General features: G+C 73.2%; 10 protein-coding genes. 6 read left to right on the forward strand and 4 right to left on the reverse strand.

The window, feature by feature from the left end:
- Positions 1-83: 83 nt before the first annotated feature.
- Positions 84-692, forward strand: coding sequence for a DUF4232 domain-containing protein (locus ACGFT1_RS01150; protein WP_373906920.1), 609 nt, complete (start codon positions 84-86; stop codon positions 690-692).
- On the opposite strand, the gene asnB is transcribed toward ACGFT1_RS01150, so the two are convergent.
- Entirely contained in the window at positions 685-2,526 is a 1,842-nt protein-coding gene (gene asnB, locus ACGFT1_RS01155; protein WP_373906921.1) for an asparagine synthase (glutamine-hydrolyzing), read from the reverse strand. The genes ACGFT1_RS01150 and asnB overlap by 8 nt on opposite strands.
- 391 nt (positions 2,527-2,917) lie before the next feature.
- Between asnB and ACGFT1_RS01160 the strand changes: the two genes are divergently transcribed.
- On the forward strand, positions 2,918-4,012 hold the full coding sequence (locus ACGFT1_RS01160) for a chemotaxis protein (RefSeq protein WP_373906922.1): 1,095 nt from the start codon (positions 2,918-2,920) through the stop codon (positions 4,010-4,012).
- A 96-nt stretch (positions 4,013-4,108) separates the two neighbouring features.
- The gene (locus ACGFT1_RS01165) at positions 4,109-5,134 is read left to right on the forward strand and encodes a Gfo/Idh/MocA family protein (protein ID WP_373906923.1); all 1,026 of its coding nucleotides are present in this window, start codon (positions 4,109-4,111) and stop codon (positions 5,132-5,134) included.
- A gap of 81 nt (positions 5,135-5,215) precedes the next feature.
- On the opposite strand, the gene ACGFT1_RS01170 is transcribed toward ACGFT1_RS01165, so the two are convergent.
- Positions 5,216-5,629 carry an SsgA family sporulation/cell division regulator gene (locus ACGFT1_RS01170; protein ID WP_361986500.1) on the reverse strand — a complete coding sequence of 138 codons (414 nt, stop codon included), beginning with the start codon at positions 5,627-5,629 and terminating at the stop codon, positions 5,216-5,218.
- A 349-nt stretch (positions 5,630-5,978) separates the two neighbouring features.
- Here ACGFT1_RS01170 and ACGFT1_RS01175 point away from each other — a divergent pair, with 349 nt between their 5' ends.
- The gene (locus tag ACGFT1_RS01175) at positions 5,979-7,409 is read left to right on the forward strand and encodes a PP2C family protein-serine/threonine phosphatase (RefSeq protein WP_373906924.1); all 1,431 of its coding nucleotides are present in this window, start codon (positions 5,979-5,981) and stop codon (positions 7,407-7,409) included.
- A gap of 33 nt (positions 7,410-7,442) precedes the next feature.
- On the opposite strand, the gene ACGFT1_RS01180 is transcribed toward ACGFT1_RS01175, so the two are convergent.
- Entirely contained in the window at positions 7,443-8,939 is a 1,497-nt protein-coding gene (locus ACGFT1_RS01180) for a hypothetical protein (RefSeq protein WP_373906925.1), read from the reverse strand.
- 328 nt (positions 8,940-9,267) lie between these two features.
- Here ACGFT1_RS01180 and ACGFT1_RS01185 point away from each other — a divergent pair, with 328 nt between their 5' ends.
- Complete coding sequence (locus ACGFT1_RS01185) at positions 9,268-10,410, forward strand: aminoglycoside phosphotransferase family protein (RefSeq protein WP_373906926.1); 1,143 nt, start codon at positions 9,268-9,270, stop codon at positions 10,408-10,410.
- A 269-nt stretch (positions 10,411-10,679) separates the two neighbouring features.
- Complete coding sequence (locus ACGFT1_RS01190; protein ID WP_373906927.1) at positions 10,680-12,653, forward strand: N-acetylmuramoyl-L-alanine amidase; 1,974 nt, start codon at positions 10,680-10,682, stop codon at positions 12,651-12,653.
- Positions 12,654-12,665: 12 nt separating this feature from the next.
- Here the strand turns inward: ACGFT1_RS01190 and ACGFT1_RS01195 are convergent, their stop codons facing one another.
- Positions 12,666-13,163 carry a hypothetical protein gene (locus ACGFT1_RS01195; protein ID WP_356819675.1) on the reverse strand — a complete coding sequence of 166 codons (498 nt, stop codon included), beginning with the start codon at positions 13,161-13,163 and terminating at the stop codon, positions 12,666-12,668.
- Between the last annotated feature and the right edge of the window lie 163 nt (positions 13,164-13,326).

The following is a 13,326-nucleotide window of genomic DNA, read 5'->3' on the forward strand; positions in this document are numbered from 1 at the left end:
CCTCGGGACCGTCCCGGCCGTCACACCGGGCAGGCGTGCTTCGGCCGCCGTATCCGGGACACGACCACACAGGGGGCACCGTCATGCGCATCCGCGCCGCCGTCACCGTACCCGCCGCCTCGGCCGCCGTGGCGGCCCTGCTGCTGACCGCACCGCACAGCCAGGCCGCCGCGGGCCACCTCCGGTCCGCCGCACCGCAGGGCAGGGCCGTCACGGGAGACGAGCTGCCCGCCGCACCGCACGGCAGGGCCGGCACGGGCCCCGACCGGCCCGAGCGCTGCGCCCGGAGGACGCTGACCGTACGGGCGAAGGCCGTGGCCGGCACCCCGGCCGTACTGCGGGTCGACGTCACCAACCGCGGCACCCGCGCCTGCCTCGTCGACCGCGTGCCCACGGTGACCTTCGGGGACCTGGACGGGGCCGCGCTGCCGGTGCCGGAGGGCGGCACCGGTACCTGCCGGCTCGCACCGGGCGGCACGGCCTACGCCGACGTGCGGACCATCGCCGACCCGGCGGACCCCGAGGCCCGCCGGGTGGACACGGTCACCGTCGCGGCGTCCGCCGCGCAAGCCGGGCGGGAGTTCGGCGCCGACCGGCTCGGCACCGGACCCCGGGTCCTCGTGTGGGAGCCGGTGACGACGTGGTGGCAGCGGTCGGCGGCGGCCGCCGACCGTGCCATCGGGCTCAGCTGAGCACCAGCTCGGGCGTGTACAGGTCCAGCCACTGCGCCAGGTCCAGGGTGCGTTCCAGACCGCGCCGGGCCGCCTGGGTGCTGACCGGTGCGTCGTGGTCGGCGGCCTTGCGGACCCGGTCCCGGTCGACCAGGTCGAAGACCGGGTGGGAGGGCCGGGTGAGCAGGTCCTTGGCCTGTTCCTGGAGGGCGCGGGCGTACCGCGGGTCCTGGGTGGACGGGTACGGGCTCTTCACGCGCTCGTACACCGAGCGCGGCAGGACGTCCGCCGTCGCCTCCCGCAGCAGGCTCTTCTCCCTGCCGTCGAAGGACTTCAGCGCCCACGGGGCGTTGTACACGTACTCGACCAGCCGGTGGTCGCAGAACGGCACCCGGACCTCCAGGCCGACGGCCATGCTCATCCGGTCCTTGCGGTCGAGCAGGATGCGCACGAAGCGGGTCAGGTGGAGGTGGCTGATCTGCCGCATGCGGTACTCGAAGTCGCTCTCGCCCTCCAGCCGGTCGACGCCGGCGACGGCGGTGCGGTATCCGTCGTCGACATAGCCCTTGAGGTCCAGGGACGTGGTGAGGTCGGCGCGCAGCACGTCGGCGTCCTCACCGAAGTGGCGGCCCATGGTGGCCAGCCACGGGAAGGTGTCGGCGCGGCGCGCCTCCTCGTCGAAGAACTGGAGGTAGCCGCCGAAGACCTCGTCGGCGGACTCGCCGGACAGGGCCACCGTGGACTTCTCCCGGATGGCGCGGAAGAGCAGCAGCAGCGAGGCGTCCATGTCGCCGAGGCCGGCCGGCAGGTCGCGGGCCCGGATGACCTGCTCGCGCACGGCCGGGTCGGCGAGGGACTGGGCGTCCAGGACGATGTCCTGGTGGTCGGTGCCGGCGAGGCGGGCCACGTCGTGCACGAAGGGCGTGTCGGGGGTGCCGCGCAGTTCGTCGGCGACGAAGTGGTCGGTCTGGCCGACGAAGTCGACGGCGAAGCTGCGCACCTTCTCGCCCTGCTCACCGAGCTGGCGGGCGGCGATCGCGGTCATGGCGGAGGAGTCCAGACCGCCGGAGAGCAGGGTGCAGCGCGGCACGTCGGCGACCAGCTGCCGGCGCACGATGTCGTCGAGGAGCGAGCGCACCCCGGCGACGGTGGTGTCGCGGTCGTCGGTGTGCGGGCGGGTCTCCAGCCGCCAGTACACGCGGGTGGACAGCCCGGAGCGGTCCACGGTCACGACGGTGCCGGGCTCCACCTCGCGCATGCCGTCCCAGATGGCGTGTCCCGGCGTCTTGACCATGACGAACAGTTCACGCAGGCCGTCCAGGGTGACGCGGCGGCGGGCCAGCGGGTTGGCGAGGACGGCCTTGGGCTCGGAACCGAACAGGACGCCGTCGGCGGTGGGGTGGTAGTAGAACGGCTTGATGCCCATGCGGTCGCGGATCATCACGAGCTTGTCGTGCCGGCCGTCCCAGACGGCGAACGCGTACATGCCGTTGAGCCGTTCGGCGACCGCGTCGCCCCACTCCAGATAGCCGTGCAGGACGACCTCGGTGTCGGAGTCGGTGGTGAACCGGTGGCCGCGGTCCTGGAGTTCACGGCGCAGTTCGGTGAAGTTGTACGCCTCTCCGGAGTAGACCAGGGCGAGGGTCCCCTGGGGGGTCCGCAGGGTCATCGGTTGGCGGCCGCCGGGGAGGTCGATGATGGCGAGGCGGCGGTGGCCCAGGGCGACGGGGCCCTCGGTCCAGGTGCCGCGGTCGTCCGGGCCCCGGCAGGCCATCGTCTCGGTCATCGCATGCAATGTGGTGGCCTCGGTGGTCAGGTCGCGGTCGAAGGAGACCCATCCGGTGATGCCGCACATGCGCTACCTCCTGCCTCCGGCTGGCGGTCGTCTCCCTGCTGGCCTGGACTTCTTTGGCCGCGGGGGACGGACCGGCAAACCAGTTGTATCGAGCATCTATATGACGAGCGTCCGCCCGAACCGGGGGCCCGGTCAACGTGGCCGTAACAGGACACCCACGCGTGCCCCCACGGTTTCGGCCGGGTTTTGCCTCCGCGAAAACCGCGGACGGGCGTGCCACCGGGCCGCGACCGCCAGGAACCGGCCACAGGCAAAAACTTCCCCAAGCGGCCGGCGCGTTACGGCTTCGCGGCCAGAAATCAGCCGAACACCCCGACTGGCCCGGACGGCTTCCCCCATGCCCCGGATCACCCCGAATGCCGCAAAGGTGAATCCGCCCTATCGTTCTGTCATGGAGCACGCACTGAGTCCCGCGACCCTGTCCGAACTGCGGCGCCCGCGCCCCTATCCGGCGGTCTCCGTGCTGACCCCGACGCACCGCCGGGAACGCGGGAGCGGCCAGGACCCGGTCCGGCTGCGCAACGTGGTGACCGAGGCACGCCGGCGTCTGGAGTCCGATCCCGCCGTCACCCGGGAGCGGCGCGCCGACGTCGTGGCGCAGCTCGACCGCGCGCTGGCGGAGGTGGACCTGACGCACGCCGAGGACGGCCTGGTGATCTTCGCCGCGCCGGGTGAGCACCAGGTCTGGTCGCTGGCCCGCCCCGTCCCCGAGCGGGTGGTGCTCTCGGACACCTTCCTCACCCGCAACCTGGTCGCCGCGCAGTCGGCCGAGCGGCCCTTCTGGGTGCTGTCCGTCTCCGCGGACCGGGCCACCCTGTGGAGCGGCGGTGCGGACCGGGTCGTCGAGGACCGGTCGGGCGGCTTCCCGCTGACCCGCGCGCGGGGGAACTTCGACGCCGAACGCCAGGAACGCGTCGGCGATCTGCCGAGCACCTTCCGCGACGAGGGCACCCGCCAGTTCCTGCGGACGGCGGACACCTCGCTCGGCGCGGTGCTGCGGGTCCAGCCGCGCCCGCTGTACGTCACCGGTGACCAGGCGGCGCTCGCCCTGCTGGACGAGGTGGGCAGCGTCGCCAGGAACGCCGTGCACGTGCGGCACGGCGGGCTCGCCCACGCCGGCCCCGACGCCGTGTGGCAGGCCGTCCGCCCGGTGCTGGAGGCGGAGACGGCCAAGGACGCCGGCTCGGTGGTCCGGGACCTCACCGCGGCGCGCGGCCACCGGACCTTCGCCGCCGGTCTGGACGAGCTGTGGCAGAGCGCCCGGGAGGGCCGGGTCCGGCTGCTGGCCGTGGAGGAGAACTACCGCGCGGCCGTGCGCGACCTGGGCGGCCATCTGGTGCCGGCCGAGGCCGGGGACCTCGACGCCCGCGAGGACATCGTGGACGAGATCGTCGAGCGCTGCCTGGAGACCGGCGCCGACGTCCGCTTCGTCCCCGACGGCACCCTCGGCGACGCGGACGGCATCGCGGGCGTACTGCGGTACTGACGCGGAAGAACCCCGCCACCACCGGAACTTCCCCGGCACCGGCGTACGCTACGGCGTGACCCCGACAACCACCGACCGCCGGGAGGAAGCGCGCGCATGGGTGACCTGCTGGGGGTGGCGGTACTGGGTGCCGGGCACATGGGGGCCGACCACATACGGCGTCTCGACCGGGTGGTCAGCGGAGCCAGGGTGACGGCCGTGGCCGATCCCGACCTCGCCCGGGCCCGCGAAGCGGTGACCGGCCTCACCGGCGTCACGGTGCACCCGGATCCGATCGCCGCCCTCGACGCGCCGGGCGTACAGGCGGTCCTCGTCGCCTCCCCCGGCCCGGCCCACGAGGAGGCGCTCCTCGGCGCCTTCGCCCGCGGGCTGCCGGTGCTGTGCGAAAAACCCATGGTGCCGGACTCCACCGGTGCGCTGCGGGTCGTGGAGGCCGAGGCGCGGCTCGGCCGCCGGCTGGCGCAGATCGGCTTCATGCGCCGCTACGACACCGAGTACCGGCGGCTGAAGGCCCTGCTGGACGGGGGGCGCCTGGGCAGACCGCTGATGCTGCACTGCACCCACCGCAACGTCTCCTCCCCCGCCGGCTTCACCAGCGCGATGCTGATCAACAGCTCCGTCTCGCACGAGATCGACGCGGCCCGCTGGCTGCTCGGGCAGGAGCTGACGGCGGTCACCGTGCTGCGGCCCGCACCGTCCCCGGGCGCGCCCGAGGGTCTGCTCGACCCGCAGTTCGTGCTCTTCGAGACCGAGCGGGGCGCCCTGGTGGACGTCGAGGTCTTCGTCAACTGCGGCTTCGGCTACCAGGTGCGCTGCGAGGCCGTGTGCGAGGCGGGCAGCGCCCGGATCGGCGACGAGCGCGCCATGGTGGTCACCGCCGGGGGCAGCGCCCGCGCGGAGGTGGCGCAGGACTATCTCGTCCGTTTCGCCGATGCCTACGACCGCGAGCTCCAGGCCTGGGTGGACGCGACCCGGCGCGGCGAGGTCACCGGTCCGGACGCCTGGGACGGCTACGCCGCCTCCGTCGTCGCCGAGGCGGGCGTCCGGGCGGCGGAGACAGGCGCCAGGGTGGCCGTCGACCTCGCCCCGCGCCCCGCCCTGTACGCCGGGGCCGGTCACTGACCCGGCCCGTCACCGCCGTGCACGGTGATGCGGCTCCACGAGTCGCGGTCCGGGGCGCCCCCGCAGCGCTCCGCCACCGGCTCACACCCCGCCGAACAGCGCGCTCAGCCCCCGTTCCACCACGCCGGCCAGGTCCTCCTGCCCGCCGGCGACCACCGCGTAGGTGTGCAGCAGGAATCGGCGCAGCGCGGAGGCCTGGAACTGGAGCAGGGCCATGCCGTGCGGGGAGTGGAACTCCAGGACGGTGCGGGTACGGCCGTAGGGCCAGATCTGCACGTCCCCGTGACCGGCCGGGGCGCGCAGCCCCTGGTCCAGCAGGGAGCGGGCGAAGGTCCAGGTGACCTCCTCGCCGTTCAGTGCCGCCTCGGCCGGGAAGTCCACGAAGACGGCGAGGGGATCGTCCGCGGAGTAGCGGAGCGTGGCCGACACCGGCACCTCCCGGTCCTCGGCGGTGATGAGCCGGGCGTGGGCGAGCTGTTCGACGATGATGTCCATGCCATTAAGGAGTCGGCGAAGGCCTGTCGCATGGCGCCAAATCCGGTCAGAGTTCGGCAGGTACAGGCCCCTGCGTGACGGAGGGGAACAGAGAAGCGTCGAACACGCGCTTCAGTGCGGGGCAGAGCGGAACGCTTGCCTCAATCCGCGTACGTCACCTACGACTTGGCCGGTGCGGCGCGTACGCCGTGCGTCCGTACGGACCAGCCCGGGAAGACTCTGGCATATGCCGGAAGCACCACCGTATCGTGTGTTGCCGAATCCCTTACAGCGCGTCGCGGGCTGTGCCACAGTCGTAGCGGTCCCCCGCCGTCCCCGCCCGTACCGTCCCCCCTCATCGGAGTGCGTCATGCCGTCCCCAGTCTCCGCGGACCGCCCCGCCGCCCAGCCACCCGGACCCGGCCCGGTCGAGGCGCTGATCCGGCAGACGCGACGGCTCAAGGGCGACGTGGACGCCGTACGGCGGGACACCCGCAGCGATGGTACGAACCCCGAGGAACGCTGGCAGCGCGCCCTGTACGACCTCGCCCTGCACCAGCTCGACGACCTGGACACCCATCTGGCCCAGTTGCGGGACGGCCCCTCCCCCGCTCCGGCCGGGCCCGCCGAGGCGCCGCCCCCCCGGTCCGCACCGGTCACCGCCTCGCGCGGCTCACTGCTCAGCCGCGTCGGCAGCGCCGAGTGGAACCTGCTGACGGACGAGGCGACCTGGTCCGGGGAGCTGTACCAGATCCTCGGCCTCGACCCGGCCCGCCCCGCCGCCACCCTGGACGAACTGCCCGCCCTGGTACTGGAGGAGGACCGGCCGAAACTCACCGCGATGGTGACGGACTGCCTGGTCGACGCCAGACCGATCGACGGCGAGTTCCGCGTCGTACGCCCCGACACGTCCGTACGGACCGTGCACATGATGGGCGAACCCGTGCTCGGCGCCGACGGCGGCACCATCTCCATGTGGGCCGTACTGCGTGACGTCAGCGATCTGCGCCGGGAGCAGCGGACAGTGCGCGAGAGGGGTGACTCGCTGCACCGCCACCGCCGGCAGGAGCGGACCGAGCACCGGATCGCGGCCGAACTGCAGGAAGCCGTGCTGCCGCCCTGGGGCGGCTCCCTGCGCCTCCCTCACCAGGGACCGCAGACCCTGGACCTCGCCGCCCACCGGCTGCCGGCCGCCGCCGGCACACCGATCGGCGCCGACTGGTACGACGCACTCGAACTGTCCGACGGCCGGACGCTGCTCGGCGTCGGCGGCATGGTCGGACACGGAGTGGCCGTCACCTCGGGCATGGCGATGCTGCTCGGCGCCGTGCGCGGGATGGCCATGGCCGGCACCGAACCCGGCCACCTGCTCACCCTGCTCAACCGGTTACTCGACGCCACCGTGCAACCCGCCCTCGGCAGCGCCGTCTGCTGCCGCTACGAGCCCGAGACCCGCACCCTGACCTGGGCGCAGGCGGGGCATCCCGCCCCGCTGCTGTACCGCGACGGGACGGGGAGTGCGCTGAACGCGCCGGACAGCACCCTCCTCGGTGCCTCCCCAGGCGCCGTGTACGGGCAGTCCGCCGTCACCCTGCGGACGGGCGACCTGCTCCTGCTGCACACCGACGCGCTGCTGCCGGGCCGCAGCAGGACCGTGACCGCCGACCGGCTGCTCGCCCTCGCCCCGCGCCTGGGGGCGGCGCGCACCGCGCGGGACTGTGTGCGAACGGTCGTCGAGGAGTTCGGCGGAGCCGGACGCGAGGACGACGCCTGCGTCCTCGTCGCCAAGGTGGTCGACTGACCGGCCCGTCCCCCGGGACGGCGCCCGCGCGCCCTAGGCGGACGTGCTGTCGCCGTCCGACCTGGCCCTCTGCCTGGGCAGGGCCAGCCTGATCTCCTCCCTCAGTTCCTGGATCCTCGGGTACTCGGCGTACTCCGCGGTCAGCCGGTACATCTGCCGCAGCCGGTCCCAGGTGCGACGGGAGGAGTTGGAGCCCATCGACATCAGGGCCAGCCGGGCGTAGCGGTCGGCCTGTTCGGGGTCGTCGCCGATGAAACAGGCCGACGCCATGGACAGATGGTCGAAGATCTTCGACCGCTCACGTCCGTCGACGCGCAGGGCCAGGGCCTTCTCCGCGTAGTACCGGGCGTGCGTGGCCGCGCCCGGGTCGAACTCCGCCAGGGTGCGGTAGGCGAGCGCCTGCATGCCGTACAGGTCCTCGTCCTTGAAGGTCTGCATCCACTGCGGCTGCTCCACGTCCTGCCCCTCGGAGACGAAGAGGTCCTCCGCCTGCCCGAGCGTGCGGCGCATCGCCTGGCCCTTGCCCATCGACGCCTGCGCCCAGGCCTCGATGGTGTGGAACATGGCCTTCGTCCGTGGCTGGAGACGGTCACCGGCGCCGGACTGGGCGAGCTTCATCAGGTCCAGCGCGTCGTCCGGACGGCCCAGGTGCACCATCTGCCGGGCCGCCCGCGACAGCGCCTCGCCGGCGCGCGGCCGGTCCCCGCCCTCCCGGGCGGCATGGGCGGCGATGACGAAGTACTTCTGCGCCGTGGGCTCCAGACCGACATCGTGCGACATCCAGCCGGCGAGGACGGCGAGGTTGGCGGCGACGCCCCACAGGCGCCGCTGGAGATGGGGCGGATGACGGTAGGCGAGCATGCCGCCCACCTCGTTCAGCTGGCCCACCACCGCCTTGCGCTGGAGCCCGCCGCCACGGGCCGCGTCCCAGGCGCGGAACACCTCGACCGAGCGCTCCAGCGCCTCGATCTCCTGCCACCCGATGGGGGCGGCCTCGTAGCGGTCGAACCCGGCGGGGCCGGCGTGCAGGGGGTCGTCGAGGACAGGGGCGTCGGCCTTGAGGGCCGGGTCGGTGTGCAGCCACTCGTACATGGCGCTGCTGAGTGTGGATCCCGCGGCGAGCACGGCACCCGCGCCCACCAAGCCGCGTCGGTTGAGCATGAGGTCCATTCCCGTGAATTCGGTGAGGACCGCGGCGGTCCGCTCGGGCGGCCACGGCACACCGTCGGGATGTTCCTCTTTCCCGTCGCCCTGCCGTTTCCCCGCACGCCCGTGCCGTACAAGACCGAGGTCCTCCATGGTCACGACACGGCCGAGACGCTCGGTGAACAGGGCTGCCAGCACCCGCGGCACCGGATCGCGCGGGATCTCCCCCACGTCGATCCACCGCCGCACCCGGGAGGTGTCGGTCGCCAGCTGGGGGTGGCCCATGGCCGCCGCCTGCCGGTTGACCAGCCTCGCGAGTTCGCCCTTGGACCAGCCGGCCAGGCCGAACAGGTCCGCAAGGCGGGTGTTGGGTTGTCCGCTCACGTCAAGCCCCCAGGTTCTCGGCTGAGTTGACAGTAGACCCGTGGAGGTTGCCGGGCGACTATTCGCCACGGTTCGCCAGGGTCCGCCAGATGGTGTGCCAGTGGGCCTCGGGTGTCAGGTAGGAAAGCGCCACCCCGACCGGTCGCCACCCCCATATGGCGGCCCCATAGCGCCATATGACGGGCCCACTCCCCAGGGTGCGCCCGGACGGCCGGGCGGGTGGGCGCACGCTCTCGGAACCACGCTTTCGGGCAGGGCTCGGAGCACGGGTTCGAAGCACGGACCCACAGGCAGGCACCGCAGGCACACGAAGGGATCTGTATCTCCCATGTACGCAGCGTCGTCCTCCGTGTCCGCCCCGCCCCGGCCGCTGCGCTCCCGCCCGGCGGGCGGCGGGCCGTACCTCGACCCGGCGGCGCGTCCGGGCGTCCCCGTGCTGGGTGCGGGCCGGCCGCGGCGGGTCCCGGGCCAGCCCGGGGCGCAGCCGCTCAGCGGGAGGCTCGACCTGTCCGGCCCTCAGGGCACGCAGCTGCGCACCGCGATCGCCGCGGTGCACCGGATCTGTCCGGAGTTCGCTCCGGTGCAGATCCTGCGGCGCAGCGGACGGTCCGTCCTCCTCGTCGGGACGACGGGGCGCAGCACGGCCGTCGCCAAGTGCCTCCTGGACCACTCGCCCGCGTGGGCGGAGCGGAGCCGTCAGGAAATAGCCGCATACCGCTCGTTCGTCCGGCACCGGCCGCCGGTCCGGGTGCCGAGGCTGATCGCGGCGGACCCGGACAACTGCACCCTGGTGATCGAGCGGATGCCGGGCCGGGCGGCGGCGTTCCAGCGGCATCCCGTGGAGGCCCCGCCCCGCGCGGACATCCGGGCGGCACTCGGCGCGATCTGCCGGGTCAACGCCTGGCGGCCTCCGGTGGGCACCTTCGACATGCCGCTGGACTACGCGGCCCGGATCTCCCGCTACCACGAGCTGGGCCTGCTCACCGACCGCGACCTCGGCGACCTGCAGAAGCTGCTGCACGGCATCGCGCACGAGGTGGGCCGGCAGGGGATGCTCCAGTTCTGCCACGGCGACGCCCTGCTGTCGAACGTGCTGCTCTCCCCGGCCGGTCCCGTGCTGGTGGACTGGGAGCACGCGGGCTGGTACCTGCCGGGGTACGACCTGGCGACACTGTGGCTCGTCCTCGGGGACGCGCCGGTGGCCCGGCGGCAGATCGCCCAGATCGCCCAGTCCGCCGGCCCGGCGTCCCGGGACGCCTTCCTGGTCAACCTGATGCTCCTGCTGACGCGGGAGATCCGGACGTACGAGACGGCCGTGCAGCGCTCGATGCGCGATCCGGCCCCGGCACCGGGTGCGGCCCATCCGGGTGCCGTGACGTCCGGTGAGGAACAGCGGCTGCTGCTCCGGCGGCTGCACGACGACTGTCAGATGGCCCGCAAGGCCGTCCGGGCGGCGGTCGGCACCCGCTGACCCGGGCGAAGGTCCGCGGTACGCCCCTCGCCGGCGGCGCACCGCGGACCTTCACGTATCCCCGGTGCGCTGGGCACTGGTCACTGGTCTACGCCGGTGACGCCCCGCAGGCCCGGGCGCCACCGCCGCGAAACTCGCCGGAGACCCTTCGTGACGTGGGAAATCGTGTCCGGCCGGGCATTATTGACGGATCGTCGGCAAGCCGGTACCACTGACCCAGCCCGGCCCCGCCATGCCCCGCCACGCTCCGCCCGTCACAGGAGGCCGCCTTGCGAGGATCCGCCACCGACCCCACGTCCGCCCCCGGTCACAGACCCCTACGGCGGACCGCCGTCCCGCTCGCCTCCGCGGCCCTGCTGCTGCCCCTGCTGGGCATGGCCCCCGCCCACCGGGTCACGGCTTCCCCCGAGGACCGGCTCCAGCACGCGTTCGCCACCGCGGCGGCCGACTACCACGTGCCGCAGAGTGTCCTGCTGGCCGTCTCCTACCTCCAGTCCCGCTGGGACGGGCACGGTGGCGCGCCGAGTGTGACGGGCGGCTACGGCCCGATGCACCTCACCGACGTCCGGACCGCGATCGCCGCCTCGGAGCACTTCGCCGATGGCGCGGAGGATCCGCGGGGCGACGCCGCACGGGCCGCGCTGCACCCGGTCGCCGGGAAGCCGGCCGCCTCCGCGGTCCCGGCCCGGCTGCGGACCCTGCCGAAGGCTGCGGAGCTGACCGGCATCCCGGCGGAGGAACTGCGCGCCGACCCGGCGGCGAACGTGGCCGGCGGTGCGGCCCTGCTGGCCGCCGCGCAGAAGGAGCTGGGCGAGCCGCGAAGCGCCGACCCGGCCGACTGGTACGGCGCGGTGGCCCGGTTCTCCGGCGCCGACGACACGGCCACCGCAGCGGCGTACGCCGACGACGTGTACGACGTCCTGCGCACGGGTGAGGCGCGCACCACCGACGACGGCCAGCGGGTGCTGCTGGCCGCGCAGCCGCGGCTGACCCCGGACACCGCCCCGCTGCGGCGGGCCGGCCTGCGCACGCTGCCCACGGACGACACCGAGTGCCCGAGGTCGGTGTCGTGCGAGTCGGTCCCGGCGCCGTACGCGGAGTTCGGGGACGACGACTACGGCAACCACGACCTGGGAGACCGTCCGGCCTCACAGAGCATCAAGTACATCGTCATCCATGACACGGAGGGCGCCTGGGACGGCGTCCTGAACCTGATCCAGGACCCGACCTATGTGTCCTGGAACTACACGATCCGCTCGACCGACGGTCTGATCGCCCAGCACGTCAAGGCCAAGGACGTCGCCTGGCACGCGGGCAACTGGTACGTCAACGCGAAGTCGATCGGCATCGAGCACGAGGGCTTCCTAGCCAGCCCGGACGCCTGGTACACCGAGGCGATGTACCGCTCCTCGGCCCGGCTGGTCCGGTACCTGTCCAGGAGGTACGACGTCCCGCTGGACCGGCAGCACATCCTGGGCCACGACAACGTGCCCGGGCCGACCACCTCCACCATTCCGGGCATGCACACGGACCCCGGCCCGTACTGGGACTGGCGGCACTACTTCCAGCTGCTGGGCCACCCGTTCCGGCGCACGGCCGGCAGGCACTCCCCCGTGGTGACGATCCTGCCGGACTACGACTCCAACCGGCCCGCGTACACCGGCTGCACCACCAAGGGCGAGCCCTGCACGGCGCACGGCTCCAGCGAGGTGCGGCTCTACACCGACCACGACGTCACCGCCCCGCTGGTCAGGGACATCGGCCTGAAGACGGACCCGACCACCGGGGTGAACGACCTGTCCTCGCGGGTCTCCACCGGCCAGCAGTACGCGGTGGCCGACCGCTGGGGCGACTGGACGGCCATCTGGTACCTGGGCCAGAAGGCCTGGTTCCGCAACCCGCGCGAGGAGCCGGTGGCGGTCCCGGCGCGGGGGCTGGTGGTGACCCCGAGGGACGGCCTGACGAGCATTCCGGTGTACGGGCGCGCCTACCCGGAGAAGGATGCCTATCCGGCGGACGTCCCGGCCCAGTCGGTGGTGCCGCTGCCGTACACCATCCCGGCCGGACAGGCGTACGTGGCCGGTGACGAGGTGCCCGGCGAGTACTACTACGCGGTCACCTTCACCACCGACTCGCACCGGGTCGTGGTGGGCAAGGACCTGTACTACGAGATCCAGTACGGCCACCGGGTCGCGTTCGTCCGCGCCGCGGACGTGACCCCGGCGGGCGCGGTCCGCCGGTAGCGGTCCGCGCTGTCAGCCCTGCTGGAAAAGCTCCGCCGGGAGCGGCTTCAGCAGGGCGTACAGGTCGTCGGTGATGGGGCGGTCCCAGGCGGCGATGGTGACGAGGACGCCGTCGCTGCGGTCGAACTGGACGCAGGACACGCGGCTCTCGGAGAGCTTCAGGCGCCGCACGATGAGGAGGTTGTCGCCCTGGAGGACCGGCGTGTCCTCGGTCTCGACGACGGTGACCTCCTCGTCGTTCTCCAGCGCGAGCAGCAGCTGGCCCACCTCGAAGGGGATCTCGCCCTCGGCCACGTCGCGGGCCGGGGAACCCTCCGGCAGGTTGCCGATGATCATCGCGGGGCCGCGTCCGCCGAACAGGTCGTAGCGCAGGAACACGCCCTGGCAGGTGCCGTCGGGGGCGGGCAGCAGGCCCGCGCCGAGGTTGCCCGGCCAGTCGCCCGGGTCCATGGCCAGCACGTCGAAGTCGGGTCCGGCAGGGGTGGCGCTGCGGCGGCGGAGGAACGACATGCGGCCATGGTACGTGCCCGTGCTGCGCCGGGTGACCCGCGGGCGCCGGGTGGCGCACCGGCGGGCGGGGCGTGTCAGCCGAGCGGGCAGCTGGTGAGCAGGGCCGGAAGCAGCGCCCACAGGTGGGCTCGGTTCGCCCAGGACAGCTGGACGGACTACCTCT

The organism is Streptomyces sp. Y20 (genome assembly GCF_043195475.1).
Taxonomy (GTDB): Bacteria; Actinomycetota; Actinomycetes; order Streptomycetales; family Streptomycetaceae; genus Streptomyces.